The 19100-nt window shown below is 59.4% G+C and carries 18 protein-coding genes and 1 pseudogene; 11 read left to right on the forward strand and 8 right to left on the reverse strand.

What is annotated here, in order from left to right:
• Positions 1-329: 329 nt before the first annotated feature.
• The 4 genes from MJ606_RS07250 (at position 330) to MJ606_RS07265 (ending at position 4352) form a co-directional block, all read left to right on the forward strand.
• A complete protein-coding gene (locus tag MJ606_RS07250) occupies positions 330-1403 on the forward strand; it encodes a hypothetical protein (protein WP_243048817.1) in 1074 nt (357 codons plus the stop codon).
• 181 nt (positions 1404-1584) lie between these two features.
• Entirely contained in the window at positions 1585-2355 is a 771-nt protein-coding gene (locus MJ606_RS07255; protein ID WP_243048818.1) for a TIGR00266 family protein, read from the forward strand.
• A gap of 189 nt (positions 2356-2544) precedes the next feature.
• The gene (locus MJ606_RS07260) at positions 2545-2874 is read left to right on the forward strand and encodes a nucleotide pyrophosphohydrolase (RefSeq protein ID WP_243048819.1); all 330 of its coding nucleotides are present in this window, start codon (positions 2545-2547) and stop codon (positions 2872-2874) included.
• Between the two features lie 467 nt (positions 2875-3341).
• Entirely contained in the window at positions 3342-4352 is a 1011-nt protein-coding gene (locus MJ606_RS07265; protein ID WP_243048820.1) for a hypothetical protein, read from the forward strand.
• A gap of 41 nt (positions 4353-4393) precedes the next feature.
• Here MJ606_RS07265 and MJ606_RS07270 read toward each other — a convergent pair whose 3' ends face one another.
• The 3 genes from MJ606_RS07270 to MJ606_RS07280 form a co-directional block, all read right to left on the reverse strand.
• Positions 4394-4879 carry a hypothetical protein gene (locus MJ606_RS07270; protein WP_243048821.1) on the reverse strand — a complete coding sequence of 162 codons (486 nt, stop codon included), beginning with the start codon at positions 4877-4879 and terminating at the stop codon, positions 4394-4396.
• A gap of 449 nt (positions 4880-5328) precedes the next feature.
• Positions 5329-5925: an HD domain-containing protein gene (locus tag MJ606_RS07275; protein ID WP_243048822.1), complete on the reverse strand. Its 597-nt coding sequence runs from the start codon at positions 5923-5925 to the stop codon at positions 5329-5331.
• A gap of 39 nt (positions 5926-5964) precedes the next feature.
• Positions 5965-6744 (reverse strand): class II aldolase/adducin family protein, encoded by a 780-nt coding sequence (locus MJ606_RS07280; protein ID WP_243048823.1) that lies wholly within the window; start codon positions 6742-6744, stop codon positions 5965-5967.
• 125 nt (positions 6745-6869) lie between these two features.
• Here MJ606_RS07280 and MJ606_RS07285 point away from each other — a divergent pair, with 125 nt between their 5' ends.
• The 3 genes and pseudogenes from MJ606_RS07285 (at position 6870) to MJ606_RS07295 (ending at position 8481) form a co-directional block, all read left to right on the forward strand.
• A complete protein-coding gene (locus MJ606_RS07285; protein WP_243048824.1) occupies positions 6870-7535 on the forward strand; it encodes a TetR/AcrR family transcriptional regulator in 666 nt (221 codons plus the stop codon).
• Between the two features lie 75 nt (positions 7536-7610).
• Positions 7611-7938 (forward strand): annotated as a pseudogene (locus tag MJ606_RS07290) (IS5/IS1182 family transposase); the annotation flags it as partial.
• Between the two features lie 144 nt (positions 7939-8082).
• Positions 8083-8481, forward strand: a complete 399-nt coding sequence (locus MJ606_RS07295) for a VOC family protein (protein WP_243048825.1) — start codon at positions 8083-8085, stop codon at positions 8479-8481.
• A 190-nt stretch (positions 8482-8671) separates the two neighbouring features.
• Here the strand turns inward: MJ606_RS07295 and MJ606_RS07300 are convergent, their stop codons facing one another.
• The gene (locus tag MJ606_RS07300; RefSeq protein WP_243048826.1) at positions 8672-9232 is read right to left on the reverse strand and encodes a lipocalin-like domain-containing protein; all 561 of its coding nucleotides are present in this window, start codon (positions 9230-9232) and stop codon (positions 8672-8674) included.
• Between the two features lie 22 nt (positions 9233-9254).
• Between MJ606_RS07300 and MJ606_RS07305 the strand changes: the two genes are divergently transcribed.
• The 3 genes from MJ606_RS07305 (at position 9255) to MJ606_RS07315 (ending at position 11789) form a co-directional block, all read left to right on the forward strand.
• Entirely contained in the window at positions 9255-10295 is a 1041-nt protein-coding gene (locus tag MJ606_RS07305) for a LysR family transcriptional regulator (RefSeq protein WP_243048827.1), read from the forward strand.
• A 135-nt stretch (positions 10296-10430) separates the two neighbouring features.
• Positions 10431-10652, forward strand: a complete 222-nt coding sequence (locus MJ606_RS07310) for a TonB-dependent receptor (RefSeq protein ID WP_243048828.1) — start codon at positions 10431-10433, stop codon at positions 10650-10652.
• 672 nt (positions 10653-11324) lie between these two features.
• Positions 11325-11789 (forward strand): hypothetical protein, encoded by a 465-nt coding sequence (locus MJ606_RS07315; protein WP_243048829.1) that lies wholly within the window; start codon positions 11325-11327, stop codon positions 11787-11789.
• Positions 11790-11861: 72 nt separating this feature from the next.
• On the opposite strand, the gene MJ606_RS07320 is transcribed toward MJ606_RS07315, so the two are convergent.
• From MJ606_RS07320 to MJ606_RS07335, 4 genes are all read right to left on the reverse strand, one after another.
• Positions 11862-12944 (reverse strand): fimbrial protein, encoded by a 1083-nt coding sequence (locus MJ606_RS07320; protein ID WP_243048830.1) that lies wholly within the window; start codon positions 12942-12944, stop codon positions 11862-11864.
• 905 nt (positions 12945-13849) lie between these two features.
• The gene (locus MJ606_RS07325; protein ID WP_243049190.1) at positions 13850-14563 is read right to left on the reverse strand and encodes a DUF4124 domain-containing protein; all 714 of its coding nucleotides are present in this window, start codon (positions 14561-14563) and stop codon (positions 13850-13852) included.
• 128 nt (positions 14564-14691) lie between these two features.
• Positions 14692-15645 carry a hypothetical protein gene (locus MJ606_RS07330; protein ID WP_243048831.1) on the reverse strand — a complete coding sequence of 318 codons (954 nt, stop codon included), beginning with the start codon at positions 15643-15645 and terminating at the stop codon, positions 14692-14694.
• Between the two features lie 497 nt (positions 15646-16142).
• Positions 16143-17417 carry a serine hydrolase gene (locus MJ606_RS07335; RefSeq protein WP_243048832.1) on the reverse strand — a complete coding sequence of 425 codons (1275 nt, stop codon included), beginning with the start codon at positions 17415-17417 and terminating at the stop codon, positions 16143-16145.
• Between the two features lie 352 nt (positions 17418-17769).
• Here MJ606_RS07335 and MJ606_RS07340 point away from each other — a divergent pair, with 352 nt between their 5' ends.
• Positions 17770-18978, forward strand: coding sequence for a M23 family metallopeptidase (locus MJ606_RS07340; protein WP_243048833.1), 1209 nt, complete (start codon positions 17770-17772; stop codon positions 18976-18978).
• The last annotated feature ends 122 nt before the right edge of the window (positions 18979-19100 follow it).

The following is a 19100-nucleotide window of genomic DNA, read 5'->3' on the forward strand; positions in this document are numbered from 1 at the left end:
AATGCACCGGGGATACCGCCTGACTTGGCTGCCTGCTTTGCATGGCATGTGGCCAAGGCCCGCAATCTCTAGCCCCTAAGAATGACGCCGGCTTCCAGCCCCAAACCGATCTGCAACATCCATCCTCAGGCCATGTTGCCCGGCGTCCGCCCGGCGTAATTTCTTTCGCCCCGCGCGCACGACGAAGCACTTGGTTACTCATGCGGACATTCCCTCACGTCGGCATCTTGACCCTCGCCTTTTCGACCCTGCAGGATTAGCCGCGAGATAGGCATGGCTCCGGCAACCGAGAGGTTTCGCGGAGAAGACGTCTTCAGGGGAATTCGAACATGAAATGGATGTTGCCGATGGCATGCCTGCTGGCAGCCGCTGCTCCGCTATCGCACGCCGCCACTGTACGTGCGGACAAGTTGCCAGCACCGAAGAACATGGCCTGCCTGCAAATCAAGCAGGCCATTCCTTATACGGTTACCAGAGGCCTTGTGCATATTCCCTGGGACATCGAGCTTGGGCGCGGGGCGTATGTTTCCGAACACGAAGACGCCCATGGGGTCTACTACCGGGCGCCGGCCGGAACGATTACCGAGCGACGTGCGGACGAGAAGGAAACGTCGAGGGCGGGACGCCGCATGACCTTCGAGGGCGGCATTTATGTCCCCAACGACCCTGCCAGCGCACCGACGCTCTACAAATACTATGCGACGGACACCGTGGCAACGCGATCCGCGCCGGACAATACGGACTGCTCAACGCTCACCTATACGCGTGACCCCAACACCCAGAAGGTCAATGTGTGGGCTGTGGGAGCGGCCACCGGTATCGGAGCCGCGACGGGCATGGCCGTGAGCCGCTCCATTCACCCGCAAATGCATGCCAGCTATGGGCAGGCTGCCGGCGTGGGACTGATTGGCGGCTTGATCGGTGGATTGATCGTCGGTGCGATCGAGAACAGCAAGGCCGGCGAGATCGTGCCGGGCCCGGAGCTGGAAAGCCAGGCCGGTGAGAAGATCAGGGCGCTGGCCACCGACAAGGTGGCCATGACAGAGCGAGGGCAAGCGGCGAGCCCGAATGTCGCGGCCGCCACGCCCACCGCTTCCACCACGCAGATGGCGACAATGCGAGCCGATGTGGATGAAGAGGTTCACACCGCGACCGGACCGGCGCATGGCGCGACGGTCGCTGCGCCGGCAGCAGCCATATCGCCGGTAGCCACCGTGGCCATGGTGGATTCGCCAACGACATCGCAAGCACAAGGCGTAGCCAACCAACTGGGATGCGGCTCGGTGAAAGCTAGCGGCACAGGAGGCTATGTCGCAGCTTGCGGCTCCTACGGCGTTTATATCGACTGCGACACTGGTCGATGCCGTCCAACGCATACAGTCAAGCTGGAAGAAGACAAATAGCTGAGCGGGACTGGCCCACTGCCAAGCTGGCGGTGCTCAGCAGACATCGACCCTGGCGATGTGAGCGTGCGGCCACTCGTAGTGAAACTTGCCAGTTGGAGCGGGTGTCCACTTCCGCCCCAAAACAGGCACGTTCTTTCGAAAACTCTCTAGCGACCATCCACCATCAAGAGAACACCAAATGCAGACACGCATCCAGGGCACGGTGATGCCCGTGCTGGAAGTACGGCTTGAACCCAACGACAGCGTCTTCGCCGAGAGCGGAGAGCTTTCATGGATGACCAGCTCGATCCAGATGACCACACACACTCAGATGGGCGGCGGTGGCGGCCTGCTGGGCATGTTCAAGCGCGTGGTCAGCGGCGGCAGCCTGTTCATGACCGAGTACCGAGCCGTACAGGCACCGGGAGAAGTGGCTTTCGCCACCAAAGTGCCTGGCCACATCGTGCCGGTACCGGTGAGCCCGGGCAATGAATACCTTGTACATCGGCATGGTTTTCTTTGTGCCACGCCGCAAGTCACCATCGGCGTAGGCTTTCAACAGTCACTGGGCGCCGGCATTTTCGGCGGCAATGGTTTCGTGTTGCAAAAACTGGGCGGCACGGGCACAGCGTGGCTCGAACTCTCTGGCGAACTTATCCGGAAGGATCTGGCGCCCGGCGAAACCCTGCGGGTTCATCCAGGACACGTCGGTGCATTCCAGGCTTCGGTGAGCTTTCAGATCACCACAGTTCCCGGCATCAAAAACGCGATCTTCGGCGGCGACGGCATTTTCCTGGCGGCGCTTACCGGTCCAGGCACGGTGTGGCTGCAGACGTTGCCCATCTCGCGCCTGGCGCACCAGGTTGCCGAATACCTGCCCAGCAACGAGGGCGGCGGCGGACGAGCGACCGTCGGCGGCGCGCTACTCGGAGGGATCGTGGGCTCCCTGCTGAGCAACGATGACAACTGATTTGAAGCAGGAAACGGATGAGCGAGGCAATTTTCGCCTTCGCTCCTCTGAAGACGCTTCGTCGGCGGGCGATAGACCGGCAACGCGGTTTTCAATTCAGTGGGCAGCGATGGCTGCTTTCGATCCGAAGCGGGCGCTGGTGAGCACCGTCATCATCGCGCCCCATAACCTGTGTCAGGTGCCATCAACATGAAACTCAGTGATCTTGAAAAGTCAGCTCTACAGCTGAACGATCTCTACGAACAGCTTGAGATCAAAAGGTATGGGCGCATCTGGACCACGGGGGAGCTTGCGCTTGGTTTCGTGGGCGATGTAGGAGATCTAGCAAAACTGATCCAGGCAAACGCTGGTGTCCGAGATATTGATGACTGCAAGGCCAAACTTGGTCATGAACTGTCGGATTGTCTATGGTCGATTATTGTTCTTGCAAACAAGTGCGGCATTGATTTGGAGGCGGAGTTTGTCAGAAACACCAGAGAGTTAGTCGAATACGTATCTGGCGAACTGAGCACACAATAGAAGGTTCCGCAGCGACTAAATCGATGCCATCTTTTAAGTGTCCGCAGTCCATGGCGGACACTTAAACTTGTCATTTCTTGGGATTTTAAATGGTAGCCATAAAGCGTTCGACAGTTGCGGCCCTTACAGAAAGATGGACTCTTTGACCTTCGGCGCGATCAACCGTGCCAATGGATACACCATCCGCACCGACCACCTCCATACTTTCCTTTACCTGGTTAGCCATTCCCGCCGCCACGTTCTGCCCGACGGGTCAATTCAGATATCCCGATACCCCTATCGGCTTCTGACTGCCTCGGATCAGGGGAACCCTGGACGAAAGAAGCTGTCTACCACGGGCCTGCAGCGACACGCACTGACGGCATAAGCATGTTTAGTGTGGGTAATGGGCTTAAATTAGGGGTGTGATGGAGCGTTCCAGGCAGGTTCGACCTCGACAGGAGGGGGATAGTACGCGCGGCCTGGCATTGCTCGACCGCGAAACGCGCGAGACGTTGGGTCGCAGGCGCTGGCGGCAGCCGCCGCTAACGCGCCCGACGCTGGCGTTGGCTCTGACTTTGGTAGCGGTGCTGCACGTACTGTTCGCGCTGGCACTATGGTACGAGATGCGACCCAAGCCACTGCATCTGGCGGCGGTGAATATCGATAAGGCGTTGATAGTGCGTCTGATCGATCATTCCAGCAAGCCGCACGCCGCACAGCCACCTGAGCCACCCTCGCTGCCCGAAAAGCTGCCGCCTTCACGGCAAGTACCGGCTACCCACACCAGCCCAGTCACGCACGAGCAGTCCCGTCGCGACGCCATGGTCGTGCAGGACCATGCAGCGCCCCCTGCCCTGGCAGCCTCCGTGGCCACGCCATCTGCCATAAGTTTGTTCGCGAAAGACGGTTCGGTGCGACTACCGTCCACGACAGAGGCTACCTCGGCAACAGCAAGCGCCAACGCCGAACCGTCCAAGCCTGTGGATGATCGTCAGATCATGCAGCACGACAGCAACCGGATGCACTACAAGGCCACCCGTTTCGAAAAATATTTCCCGCCACCGAACGAGACCGCCGGTGGCGCAGTGGGACGCCATATAGGCGATGCGATCAAGGAAATTGCCAAAAGCGTCTGCGATCCCACCAAGAGCAGCACGGCTTCCAACTTGCTATGCGGCGCACCGCCCCCACCCGCTTCGCCCATGGACAGCGACGAGCGCCTCAACCTGCCGCCGCCATCCCTGGCCAACAATCCGAATCCGCCCAAGGCGCCGCCACTTTCGAGCTGCATTGACGAGTACAGGGCAGGCAAGCCTCTGTCGTACGGCTGCCCGGTGGAAACGCCTGACCTGGCCTTCAAGGCCGAGATGCGTGAATGCATAGATCTGTTTCGTGCGGGCAAGCGCCTCAAGACATGGTGCCCTCTCGATACGCCCAAGCGCGCGGCGGCTGAGTCGTCGACGCAAGCGGATGCCCCGAGCCCAGGCACACACTGACCATTGTCGACCACATGTAACGTGCGGACGCCGTAGTAGCACTATTTGACCTGTTCAATCGTCAATGGCAGGAACCCCGCGCCCTTGCAGTATTGGACCCTGGCCCTGGCGGGCGATCCGATCAAGCAAGCACCCGCAGCATCTGGATTGGCGGGGTTTGCAGCCCTGCAATCTCGCACTGCCTTCATTCCGGCATCGACATCGGCGTCGGCCTGCGCATTCGTTTTCGCGAGAGTTGTGGAGTCGATCCGCTCCGCTCTCTGATCCAGATACGACTGAAAATACTTGAGGTCTCGGGAGAGCGTCTGAATCGCCCCTTTGAGTGCGGCTCGTTCATTCGGCGGAGTATTCGGCGGCAGAGCAACTTCAATAGCCAACATGGTGCCGAGTTGCTTACCGGTCGCTTCCCGGCAGTAAGCTGCTCTTTGGGCGAGATCGTTGGTCGCCCATGATGATTGGGCGCTTGCGGTCACGGTTGCCCCAAGCATCCACGCCATCACGAATCCTGCCCCGGCTACCTGCTTCATGAGCGGACGTCCCCCAAGCAAATCGCGTTGGTCGTGGCTAAGTGATGACAAGGGCCGATCGAACAGACTTCCACGCTAAGCACTGCCTAGCTCGCCCGCCTTGGGCGAATGACGATCGCCGGAGGCTGCGGGTCTTGTCAATGCATAGGATTTAGCCGCCGTGTATGCGCATGTTCTTTCGATCCAGTTGCGCACTGGCCGTTCGGGCTTCCAACGCCATACAAGCCGGACGAGAATGGCGGGCGTCTGTTTCCGACCCAAAGCGGGCAGTCGGAGGGGCAGGTAATGCAATGACGACCTACCGAAAGAACCTGTTGACGTGGGCCTTGACGATGGATTTCATGCGGAAGTTTCGACTTCTGAATGGCCCAGATTATTGAATCAGCCTCACAGTCTCCCCGTTCCTTCGATTGGGCCAATTGCCGCCTAAACAATGGATCAGAGCATTCCTACGTTGCCGCCTCACTAACATAGATCGACTTGCGCGGCCGGCGGAATACCCTGCGGAGCATCGGCTCGAAAGCTTCGAGCGACATCGACTTGAAATCCGGATCGAAAGCAACTTGATCAAATACGCGACAGAATTCCTCCGTCCGCTCGAAACACGAATGACTGCGGAATTTCTCGCGCATGTCCCGATCGAGGCCGAGGTGGTGGAAGAAGTAATACCCTTGAAAGATCGCGTGATGTTTGACCATCCAATAGTTCTCTGCCGATACGAAGGGCCGCACGATGATGGCCGCGACATCGGCATGGTTGTAAGGGCCCAGCGTATCGCCGATATCGTGCAGCAAGGCACAGACGACATATTCCTCGTCCCGTCCCGCCTGACAGGCGCGTGTCGCAGTTTGCAGGCAGTGCTCTAGGCGATCGATTGGAAATCCGCAATGATCGCCACGGAGCAGTTGGAGGCTCGCAATCAGGCGATGGGGAAGCTCGTTCGCGAAACGCTGCAGTTCGCCGCCGATCAGTCGCCAGTCATCGTCGGTGCCTTCGGTCATCGCGCGGAACCCGGCGTACTTGTGCCCAATGTGTTCCGTGGCCATAAGTTTTGTCTCCTCCACCATGTGGCATGCGGCGCTGGTCTAGTGACGATAGGAAGCATCGACCCGATCCAGCTTGCGCAGCAGCGCCGGCCAGGCCAATGCACCCCCCATCGCATGGGTTAACGTTTCAATTTGTTGCTGCGCCGTGGCGAGGATCTGCGGATCGATCGGGATAAGTTCCCCACCGCCGGCTTGCGCCCGCAGCTGAACCGCGCAGGCGGCTTCGAACGTGTACAAGAGCAGGAAGGCATCAGGTACGTTGTCGGCCACGGTGATCAGGCCGTGGTTGCGCAGCATGAAGAAATGCTTCTCGCCAATATCTCGCACCAGCCGCGGCCGCTCGTCTTCGCGCAGCGCCACGCCTTCATAATCGTGATACGCCAGCGACGACAGCACGAAAATGGATTGCTGCGATATGGGCAGCAATCCCTCTTTCTGCGCCGACACGGCGGTGCCGTTGACACTGTGCACATGCAGCACGCACTTGGCGTTTTCTCTGGCGGCATGAATCGCACTGTGAATCGTGAACCCGGCTGGATTGATCTCGTACGCCGACGCCATGACCTTGTTCCCGTCCAGATCCACCTTGACTAGGCTGGAGGCGGTAATTTCATCGAAGGTCATGCCATAGGGATTGATCAGGAAGTGATGCTCCGGGCCCGGAACGCGCGCCGACAGATGCGTGAAAATCAGATCGTCCCAGCCGAAGTGAGCGACCAAACGGAAAGCTGCCGCCAGGGCGACCCGCTGCTCCCATTCTTCCGCCGTTACAAGATCATGAACGCTGCTTTGATCTCGCGTACTTTCTTGAGCAAGCATGGCTTTGTCCTCGGTTTTCGAACAGCCTGGATGGGTCACCACACGGTGTATCGACATCTACGCGCACATCATGTAGTCACTGACTACATCCAGATATAATCACAGTCAATAGATGAGCCGCCGCCGTGCCAGCCAAAATTCAGCAAGCTAAACCGCAGCCTTACCACCACGGCGACCTTCGCCGCGCGCTGATCGAAACGGCGCTGCAATTGGTCACCGAAGAACAGGACTGGACGTTCTCGCTCAGAGAAGTGGCGCGCCGCGCCGGCGTAAGCCATCGTGCGCCCTACAATCATTTCCCCGAGAAGCTGGATCTGCTTGCCGCAGTCGCCGCGATAGGCTTCGACCGACTGTGGGATGGCCTGCAGCGTGCGGTTGCCGGCGTGGACGACCCGCAAGCGTCGCTCGTGGCGATCGGCCGAACCTATGTGCATCTCGGGCTCGAAAATCCCGCCCTCTACCGACTGATGTTCGGACCGGTACTTTCCAATACCGGAGCCAACGATCGCCCCAAGGTGGCCCGATCGGCCGGCGACCGCGCCAGGGCGGTGCTGGACGACGTCATCCTGCAAGGAGCCCGTTCTGGCGCTTTCGCCGTCTCGCCTGATAACTCGCAGGAGCGAGAGCTGGCCACGCTTTCGGTCTGGTCCGCCACCCACGGCTTGACCATGCTGGTGCTCGACAACATTCCACGCGCTCACCTGACGGTCGAGGACATGATCGACCGGATGCTGCGCATGGTGCTTGGCGGCCTGCAACAGCCCGCTGCGCCGGCATCGCGGGTGACGTGAGACGCCAGGAAACCTATTCGGCGATCGCCAAAGCAGATGACCGTCCCGAACTTCCATCAGTTGGTTGATTCGATTTCTTAGGACCAACAGCTCTTGCTGACCGATCCCGATGCGCGATCCATGGCTACGCACGGTCGCGGCTCGGGCGTCGTTGGCTACAGCGTGCAGGCCGCCATCGATGCGCAACACCATCTGATCGTACCCCACGCGGTCATCAACGAGGGGCACGACCGCCACCAACTTGCCGCCATGGCCGTGCGCGCGCGACGCTATGACGCAAACCTCCTCCAGCGCCTCCGCGGGACGCTTCAGCAAGCAGGACTTCCGCTATCACGCCGACACCGATACCTATCGCTGTCCTGCCGATGAAATGTCCACGCGGCGCATAAGCACGCTTGAGAACGATGAGCGGACCTTGCGAACCCGCTAAACGCCATGCCCGCTAGTTGGCGATATCTGAATGGCGACTCCTGACAGGACGTTGGCAGTAGTCCTCTTGTACAAAACCTCCTTGCGATTCCTACCGAGATCGAAAAGGAGAAGTTCCATGAAGTTCGCATCCACCCGGCTAATCGCCCGGGACATTCAGGCCGTCGTCGGTTTCTATGAGAAGTTGACCGACCGAAAGGCGGAGTGGCTTGCGCCTGTATTTGCCGAGATCGTAACGACGGGCGCCACGCTTGCGATAGGCAGCGCTGAAACAGTTGCGCTATTCAAAGAAGGCACGGTTGAGCCAGCAGCCAACCGCACGGCCATTATTGAGTTTCAGGTGGACGATGTAGAGGCGCAGTTTGCACGACTCAAGGATGAGCTGGAGGTGGTCCTTGGGCCGAAGATGATGCCCTGGGGCAACCTTGCGGCGCAGTTTCGGGACCCCGAGGGCACCATCGTCGGCTTGTACACACCGATAACCGAAGCAGCCAAGAAACGATTTGGTTCGCGTTAGTCGAAAAGTCATGGCGCGGGATGTGGCGACTTCTTCATAGGAAACATGCCTGCTCCGCCTGCGGATTCAGTCGGTAGATGCGGCACACTAGAAGACTGCGCGAGCGGCGGAAGTGTTGCCTCCACCGGCTGAATCCGCAACCCAAAGCCGACCTTCCCGGCATTTCTTCTCAAGCTCTCCCCACATGTCCCTATGAGTGAACGCGCCGCCACACGACTTCGCCATGGGCGCCCTCGGCAGCACCGCTCGACGGCTTGGCGACGCGATAGGTCAATTCGTCGCCATTAATGGTGTAACTCGAATCGCCGCTCTTGCCGTCCCAGTTCGGGAACGATGCGTGCAAGATCTGGCTGTGCATGAGGTTGGCGTCGGCGCTGACGTGGCCGTAGTGAGCATTGCTATCCATCGAGGCGGCGCGGTACTCCTCGGCCGTTCCCTTGGATTTGTCGTTCACCGCGAATGGCATTCGCTTGGCTCGCACAATCTGCATCATGTAGTCGCCCTGGGCATCGATAAGCCACATGCCCTCCGGGTTTGGGCCATACAGCTCCACGCGGTGACCATCGGGGTAGACATTGTCGCAGCGGACGAGAGCCCAGGCGCCAATCAGCTCCTTCGGAACCATGGCGCCGCCATGGGTGCTTTCACTGGGTTTCATCGCCGCATCCTGGGCGGGCGCGGCGGCCAGGATCGGCGATGCGATCGTCGAGGCGAGGCAAGCAGCGAGCACTAAGCGTTTTGCGCGTGACATGGCGACACCTTGGGAGTGTGGGGTGGAAGGCATCGTCACCCCGGCCGATCATTTTGATAATGGGCCGCGGTCTTTATTGACCTTCAAATGGCATTTGAAGATGATCTCACCGGCACCTTTCGCCCCAGGACCGGACCTCATGAATCGCCTCAGCGACATGCAACTACTGGTCGATGCGGCCGACCTGAGCAGCCTGTCGGCTGCCGGGCGTCGATTGGGGCTCTCGCCTGCCGCCGCCAGCGCCTGTTTGCAGCGGGTCGAAACCATGCTCGGCGCGCGACTCTTCGAACGTACGACGCGTCAGTTGCGTCTGACCGATGAGGGGCGCATCTACATCGCCTCCTGTCGGGCCGCGATCGAGACCATGAAGGAAGCCGAGCGCGCGGTTCGCAGCGGCACCGATGGGGTGAGCGGAACGCTACGTGTCTCGGCGCCTTCCGATCTAGGGCGCAACGTACTGGTCCACATCCTCGACAGTTTCATGACCCTCCATCCGGACGTGCGCATTGTCCTGACGCTATCGGATTCGCTCTCTCGTTTCGTACCGGACGATATCGACGTGGCCATCCGCGTCGGACCCTTGGAGAACAGCGACCTGGTCGCGCGTCACCTTGCCGATAGCTGGCGCGTGGTCTGCGCTTCGCCCACATGCATCAAGACCCATGGGATGCCAAAGCATCCCGAGGATCTCGCCGAATTGCCGACACTGGTGCTAACCACGAATGCCGGCCCACGAAATGAGTGGCGCCTGGGAGAAGTCGTCGTGCGGGTTCGGCGATATCACGAATGCACCGACAGCGAAGTCATACGCAACTGGGCTGTTCTCGGTCGCGGGTTCGCCTATCGACAGCTTTGGGCGGTGGCAACGGACGTGCGCGAAGGCCGGTTGATGCTCGTCAACGCACCAGCGTGGTCCGCACCCAGTCCAATCCACGCGATGTACCACCCTAACGCCTTTCAGCCGCCGCGTGTACGTAAGTTCGTCGATTTTCTGCATGCCGAGCTGGCGCTTCGGCTTCGGTCACATGCTGATGAGGCAACCGGGTTTTCTTCGGCGAGGTGATTGTGCCGTCGCAGCCTTGCAGCCGGCAGCAACAACAAACAGGCCAGCTATGTTGCGCATCGTACAGATGTCAATCGATCCATGGCGCATCGTGCCCTTCCTGGGGTCATTGCCTCGTCTGTGAAGGGCTCGGCCATGGCTGATGTCGCAGGTAAAACGAGCAATGGCTTCGATTACACGGGGGAATACGTCAGCGCCGTCAGTGACAGTGTTTGCTGGGCCGCAACCTATCGCCTGGCAGGAATCTACCGAGGCGTGCGCCACGGAAGGGTGTTCGCCGTTTCCAAACTGACAAACATGGAGCTGGCATTGGCGGTCCAGAGCGATATCGAGAATGCCTGGGTGAACGAGCACTGATGCGTCACCCGAACCCCGCCTGCCCGCAATGGGTGGGATGGAACGCCATCCATCGCAGCACACCTGGCGACACAGGCCGGTACGGTGATCCGGTGGCGCATTAGTTGCCGCCAAGGTGCCTTAACTCACGGATAACCGCCAAGGGCGCACGGTAATAGCCGCAGGTAGCTTGCCCGAACTACTTGCTGGCTGCCGCAAGATCCAGACCGCCATCCATGCGCACATAGGGTCGAGCATTGAGGCAATCATCATGGCTAACCACCGTCCCTTCGCCTCACCACCCATCTCGATACTTGGCAAGTTCGTCGCATCCATGCGTGGGATGTTGCATCCCCTTATGGGGACACCCCCTATGCAGCCGCTTCCCATCCTGTCGCGAAGGCAGCAGCTTGCCGCCGTGGTGGACGCAGCCAGGCGAGCGCGACCGCGATGATAGTCAATGCCTTCAATCGACTCGTGTTCTTCTTCCGCCCCTTCCGCAAGGGCGCTTATTGCCACGCGCCGTCCATTGAAGAGCTGTATCTAAGGCGTCAGCGCCCCACAGGGCGATTGTCGCAGGTGATACAGGCAAGCAGGCGACTCGCTCACCGCCTCCTGCCAAGCATGCGGCAAGGGAGCGAAAGCCGCTTCCGAACAGGAGCGGACACGGAGTCACAGGACTATCGTTGAGCCATGGTTACGCCCACCGAGCCGACAGCCGAAGGCCATAAGCGCTACCCGCAAACGAATGGGTACAACGCCGAGCTGCCACACCCCATCGCGTGCACCTGCCAACCAACATGCTGGCCACGTTGCGCCGGCGAGTGTGGCTGTGAAGCCTGCAGCGCTCACTTCCTGAAGTTTTGCGACGATGCCGGCTTGGCATCCGATACCGGAGAAGTACCTGCCGAGGCGCTCGCGGCTTATCGCCGCGCCCCGCACGACGTGCACTACGGCGAATACAAGGGCATTCGCTACGCACACAGGTACGACATCGTGGGTGACCATCGGACCGGCGTCGTGCATCTTCCACTCGGCCCCAAGACTATCGAGGCGGCAGGGGGCGGCACCGACTCCTGGTTGAAGAAAGCCCGCGATTTGATCGAGGCCCTGTACCGTGAGCGACCCGACCAACTGGACATTCACGATAATGATTGAGTGCCAGTACGAAGCGGTGTCGAAGTGCCCTGCCCTACAGCCCTATCCTGCTTCCACATCCCGCTTGTGCCGCTACTGGTAATCCAGCAGCACCTGCATCTGGGCGTTCACCGATCCAGGCGTGATGGCACTTCCGGTCTGGATATATTTGGCGACCAGGGGAACGGTATACGAAGCGGCCGGTTTAACCGAACCCAGCGGAGCAGCGGCGATCGAGTAACGGAACGGCACAGGTGATCCGCTCGTATCGGTTACCTGGATGCCCACGCCGCTGGCGGTGGAACTTGCACTCAGTGGCAGCACGCCATTGGCACTGGTGCTGGTAATGGCGCAAGGCATCGGCACCGGCGTGGTCGGGCAAACCGCCGCGCCCACGGGGATAAGGCTATAGCCTATCCGGCTATAGCCAGCGGGACAGTTGTTGAGCGACAAGTTGAAACTCTGTGCGCCCGCGGTGCTGCCCGCGCCACCGAACACGATTGACATGACCGGAGGCAGGGTAATGGTCTGGCTTGGCGCCGTGCACGTACCCGCGACAGGGGTAAGGAAATCCTTCATGTAAATCTGAAAACCGTTCGCCGCGCTCGGCTGGCTGCCGGCCGCGCTGGCATCGGTGAACCAATAGATAGTGGCTCTGTTGAAGGGCGGCGTGGAGCCATAACCGATGGTGTTGCCAGCGATGGCCGCTCCTGTGGACACAAACTGAAATTCCACCGGCTGATTGATGGTGACGGGTGCGCCGGGCCAGGCAAAACCTGCTGTCACCTGCCCGTTGATAACCACCTGTATGCAGACACCGGGATCTTGGGTGGGGTTGCAGGTTGGGCCGCTGGTGGCACAGGTGCTTGCACTCGTCACAAAACCGCACTGCCAGAAAGACGCCACACTACATTGCGCGGCACCGCACAGGGCTTGCGGCGTAAGGTAATTGCGCGCCAGCACCGTGCCCGCCGATGTCGCCTGCGGCATGTAAAGGACGCCTTGACTCACCGACGTGTACGAGCCACCGATCAAGCTGTTGGGCGCGGCATGCAAGGGCGCCGACAAGGCGACCAGAAAGCCCATTGCCGCCAGCGCATTCATCCACCATCGACGGTGCGCGAATCGGGCGATCGCGGCGACCATCCATGCCACCGCGAAACAACACTTGCTCATATCCGGTCACCTTTTCAGCAGGAAGCGGCAAGACACGTGGGAAGCAAGGCGCTCGCTTCCGTAAGCCGTGCCCTGAATGGCATCCACTGCCGGCATTACCTGATTACGGTATCTACCCAAGCTGTCCCAATAAATGGTCAGACCCTTACAAAGCCCACGCGCATAGGTTAAGTCTAGGCATCGCCCTCGACCTATAGGACCCGGCTTAATCCGTTTGCCTGGCACCAACATTGAGGGTTCGGATGAGCGCCCGGAACTGACGTGCGAGTTACGGTGACCGCTGAACAGCGTTCCGGCACGGACTGAACAACGCGCTGGTGTTGATCCTCGTACTGCTGTTGCCCAATCTGGCCGTCCCAAGAGGTCCGGTATGGGTCGGAAGCGGACCTTACAACCACATCAACTCGGTGATCTGACCTTGCAGTAATTTCAGCTCACCTGTGCCTGGCCCGCCATAGTTGGGCATCTGGCAGATCGAATTTGGCCAATACCAACCTTCGTCCGTCCATTCGCACCGAGCACACAATGGGCCAACGAGAACCTCGGCCGCCCCGTCAACCGTTCGCACCTGCATCAAACAGCTTGGGCCCTCAAAGAACACGAGGTACAGATACCCTCCCTTCGGATCTGCACCGTAGCAGCGCACATCCCCGAGCTGCCTCATCGAATACCGAGCAAGGTGCCCAGCCATTTGCGGCGAGAGCGCAGCCTCAAATTTTCGGCATCCGGGCGTGTTCGTCTGAAATGCGCTCATCTCTTATCCACCGATGTCCGCTCTGGGTCGAAAGCGGACGCTTTTGAACTTTGGAAGGTCCCCTTACTGGCTCGACCGCCGACCCTGCATCCTTGATCAATGCTGCGTTTGCCCAGCGGTCCACGATACGCCGTCGAAAGCCATTGGATGATCAGTGGCAGAACACGGTTCCGTCTCTGGCCTCGCACCGTTCCTGTGTTGACGGGTTGGCCGGTGGAGTCTTTACCTGGGGTTTCGCCGCCTCTGCTTTTGCATTCGTCCGCGCCGCGTCCCGGGCTTTCTGAGTGTCCTGAGCTTTTTGGGCGTTCTGGGCGTTCTGCTTGCGCTGCGCGTTCTGCGCAGCTTGTGCCTGCTGCTCGGCCAGCGCCACGCGCATTTGCGCATTCACAATCTGATGCTGGAGGACAGCGTTCTGCTGCATTAGCCGTACATTTTCTTCGTTACTGAGGCGAACCTGGGGCGGCCAACCCCTTGGGGCAACCTGGTTGCGCAACTGTAGTTGACGCTGCTGATCGAGGGCCTTTTGCATCTCTCGGTGCTGGCCTTCCTGCGCGGCAGCCTTCGACACTGCCGGAAGCATGTCCGAGAGCCCGTTCTCAGCGGCATAGCGTTTGGCATCGACGCCACGATGGTCGATCAACAAGTTCTTGAGTGTGGCGATTTTCTGTTCGGTGGGTATCTCGACTACCTGTCCTGGCGTCCCCTTGACCGCCAGCGCTGAGTTGTCGCAAGGCGTGTCCGTATAAACCACCACACCACTCTTACCCTGGCACTTGTAGATGGCCTGCGCATGGCCAATGACCGGACTGGCAAGCAGTATCACTGCTCCTTGTAGCAGCGCCATCATGCGCGTCATTGATGACATCTTTTTCACCGCACCCTCCCGTGCCGAAAACGTGAGCCGATGGTTTCTCCTGCCTGCGGTCAGGCTGTCGTGATGGCCTGCTCGCCTTCCCGTCCAATGGACATGACAACCCGTCCCGGGCATTCAGCTCACCCGTCCTGTGACTTTCTGCGTGACTTCGACCAGAAGATGGCAGCCGATATCGCAAGTACCAGCGCAAAGACGCCAAAGAAGAGTTCACCCAACAAAACGGTCGTACTGCGCGATCGCTCGCCATGATCTACGCGAAAAATGTCGTCGTTGAAGTTCAGCGCGGAAATGTCGGGGTGGCCAACTTCGTAGGCGATGGGCACCTGCCTATGGGTGCGGGCATAAACGACTTCGGGATCATTGGATCGATCGGTCGATCCAAGATGCGCATAGCCGTGCACGAGTTGCCATGTGCCCTCTGCTCCGGACGAAGGCGCAAACGCATACTCCACGTCGATGCTGCAGGATCGCTTTCCGCAGCCACCGTTATAGATGCGCACGACGTCCGCCATTTCCCGCACGCCGTGTTGCTGGATCTTGGTGTCGATATGGTCCTGATTGCGTGACCACATCGCGAAGGCAATAAACAGCACGGCCGAAACAACCCCGAAGAATTTGGCGCCAAATGCAAATGACGCCTTGGGGTCATTGGCGTCGACGTCTGCGCCCGTGCGCTTGAAAACCGCCACCACCGCCATCAGTGCCAAAAAGAGCAGCAGCACAAATCCGACGTCGCCGTGAAAAATGATCGCGTACGCCGACGACGGATCGGTAAGTACTGGGATACCAACGATAAAGAAGAGTCCCCACAGCAGGCCCAACACCATGGTGACCTTGTTCATGCCGGCTTCGTCGTCATTGAAAATCGAGCGACTCGGTGTGAACTGGTACGAAGCGCCGCCTTGCGCGCCGCTCCCTTCCTTGGCGGGAAGGCTATCGGTGTAGATCACCAAGGGACTGGGCGATGCGTGCGAGGTCTTCGCATACGCCTTGCCGCACGAAGGACACTCCCAATCAGGCGCTTGGTCGGTGGGTTTTCTTTGATAACCACAGGCCTGGCATACGGTATCCACGTCCACCCTCCCCTAAGAGTCGATGCGATTTACTGGATTGTCTCGTTTTCCGTTAAGAAAGTCCGCTTTGGGTCGGAAGCTGACCTAACGGATGACCCCGAAGATCATCACCAAGAGCACCAGAGCGGAGAGGATCGTGATGCCCTGAGAGGCAACCAAGCTCCAGCCAATGGCAGGTTGCTCCCTGCAAAGGCGCCTATTGATCGCAACGGCCCCCATCTCGGCACCCCAAAGCTTCCTGAAGCGAAATACGACTATGTTGCTATATGCACCGGTGATCGCGATCACAGCTAGCGCTACTAAACGAACTGCATGCATGTTTGCTCCGTAAAGGAAACGACGTCCATTATTCACATCCTCAACTATTCCGTCCGCTCCGGGTCGGAAGCAGACCTTAGATCATCTTACGGAACACCTGTTGCCTTGGGGTACCCGGTCCTCGCAGCGCCGGCCGATGAGGACTGACGATGGTCGGATTAATGGATGCGCCCCCTTGGTCAGTGCGTTGCATCCGGTGCTTGGGCTGAAAAATCCTTGGCAACTGCAAGCACCCTGTCCAAGAAATCGTCGAAGCCTTGGCCCTCCTGCTCGCTGTCGCCATCAGCATTGATTTGCCGAACGGCAACGATCTTGGCAGATGGCACCACCACGAGGTATTGGCCGCCATCACCATTGCCGAAATACGCCGCGGCGGGACCGGTAGTGACCTTGAAAAGGCGATAAGGGCCGATGCCGCGGCCGATAAGGTCGCCTTCATACATTGATCGCCAATTCGGACCGAGTGCCTGCTTGATGCCCTCCATCATTGATCCGTTGTCGTCGAAGTGTGCGCCTTGCAGGCCCTTTTCCAGGGCGGCGACGGTCGGCTCAGGCACGCCCCGTTTTCTCAACATCGCAAAGGCTGCCGGATCGGTGGTGAAATGCCGATACTGCGGCGCAATCCACCAGAGCAAGCCCATGCTGTCCTCTGACTGCGGTTGCATGAGCGCATCAATGTACGTCGTGGAGAGTAGCTGCTTGCCATGCCAGCTGCCTTTATTCAACACGAGCTCGCCGAGCTTGCCGAGGTCGGCAGCCGTCAGAGACAGTCCGGCCATGGCGTACGGATGTCCAGCCTTATCCTTTTCCCAGGGGCCTGGGTGAATATCCATGTCTTTGAAGAGGCCATCGCGCAGAAATGCATCCATCGGTTTGCCAGCAGCTTTCTCGATGATGCCGCTAAGCAGGTTGACGGCCTTGTTGTTGTAACTGGGCACATCACCCGGCTTGCTGGAAAGCTCCGCCGCCAGAGCCAATTGAATGGCATCCGGCGCGGGATAGATTTCCACGTCGGTCCGGGGAACATTCTGCATGCCCGAGGTGTGGTTCATGATCATCCGGATCGTCACCTTGGCCTTTTGCCCTTGACGCCACTCTGGGTAGAAATCGGCGACTGGCTGGTCCAACGACTTGATCCGTCCATCGGCGAGCAGAGGGCCGATGGCCAACCCCACGATTGACTTGGTCACCGACATCAGCTCAATGGGCCCTGGCACCTTCCCGTTGGCGTAATAGTGGCCGAGCTCGCGATCGGCCTGCCAGATGACAATGGCGTCGCTTTTTGTGGGAGCGCCACGGTCGAGGAGTTGCTTGAGCGCGCCGTCGTGTACAGGCGATAGCGGTGCGGCAATCGCGGACGAAGCAGCGAGAAGGCCTAACAAAGTGGTGGCAAGCAGGGTGTTGGTGCAAGGCAGTGCCGCCCACGCAATTAGCCGGTGTGTGAAATCCTTCATGACTCCTCCCTGATCAATGATGGAGAACCCATCATAGGTGCCTCCCCGAATCGTTAGTACCTGCCGGACGTCATTCAGCGCCGGACGTCCGTCTCGCGCCCAAAGAGGGAGCTCAGGCCAGGTCCGCTCCGGGTCGCAAGCAGACCTTTTCAACTTATAGCACGTGACGATTCCGCACCGACCGGACGCAGAAGAGTGCCAAGAGACCTATGCTGGATTGGGCAGGGTCACTGGTATCGTCAGAAGCAACTAACACTCGTTATACGGCTTGCCAGCCCAAATCAAGGGCGGGCCGCATGAATTGATTGCGGCGCACCAAGTCTGCGCCGCAAAACATCACAAGGAAGTGTCAATGCCCCTGTGGATTCGCAACCATATCGCGCTGCTGGTCATGTCGACCGCCTCTACTTTCATGGCCATGGATAGCCATGCAGACACCCTTATCGGTAAACCCGCGGATGGCTGCATCGTGGCCGGACAAGGCCAGGGAACGAATCCACCACCCGTCGAAGCCGGTCCCGCGTTTCCACCTCCGCAGCTACAGATACTCACTCCATACGCACCGACCTACTTCCCCAGTGGTGGGCGGCAATACTTGATCTACGAACTGCATATCCAGAACTTCTCGGACACGTCGATGGACATCATGGGTATCGACGTGATCGATGCGAGCACGGCGTCCCATGAACAAGTAACCAGCATCCAACCGCATGAGCTGCGCTCCGTATTGCAGCCGGTGGGTGCTGCACCGCGCCCCAAGGACACGACACACGGATACAGTCTTGATGAAGGCCGGACAGTCGTTGCCTTCCTTTGCCTGGCGTTCGATGGAAAAACGGCGTTGCCATCCAGGATCAGCCATCGCGTTTTCCTGCACAACGCCATAGCCAGCGGCCCGGACATCCACGTTGCACCAGGCCCGTTGCCGGTCCTATCCGCACCCGTTGCCGGCACCGACTGGACGGCTGCCGATGGCCCTAGCAATGAATCCCATCATCGCCTTGGTCTGTTCGTTGCCGGCGGCGCCGCTCAGGTTTCGAGGCGCTACGCCATCGACTGGAAGCAGATCAAGAACGGCTCATCGTTCTCCGGTGATCCCCGTGATGTGCATGCTTACCATGCCTATGGCCAAGACGTGTTGGCCGTTGCCGATGCGGTAGTCGTTGGAATCAAGGATGGCCTTCCGGACAACGTTCCGCGCACGCCGGCGGGATTCAATACAGCCGTGCCCATCACCATGGAAACGGTGGCCGGGAACTCCGTAGTTCTCGACCTTGGCAACGGGCAGTTTGGCTACTACGCCCACCTGAAGGCCGGCAGTCTCCGCGTCAAGGTGGGCGATCACGTGAGGCGCGGGCAGTTGCTCGCAAACATCGGAAACTCCGGCGACGCGCGGGAACCCCATCTGCATTTCCAATTGGAAACTAGCACCGACATCCTCAATTCGGAGGGTGTGCCTTATGTCATCGACCACTACAAGGTAAAGACGGAACACGGCTGGGACGAGCGGAACAGAGAACTGCCCGTTCGGGGAATGATTGTGGAGTTCGGACAACCCTAGGCGAAGTAGCTATAGATAGGCGACTTTGACGGGATATGCCACCTATAGGTGATGCTCTGCAATGTCCGTTTTGGGTCGCTAGCGGACCCTCAGGAGCACGGTCTTGCGAGATCGAACGCAAT

Origin of the sequence: Dyella sp. RRB7 (assembly GCF_022761115.1) — a bacterium.
In the GTDB taxonomy this organism is placed as follows: Bacteria; Pseudomonadota; Gammaproteobacteria; order Xanthomonadales; family Rhodanobacteraceae; genus Dyella.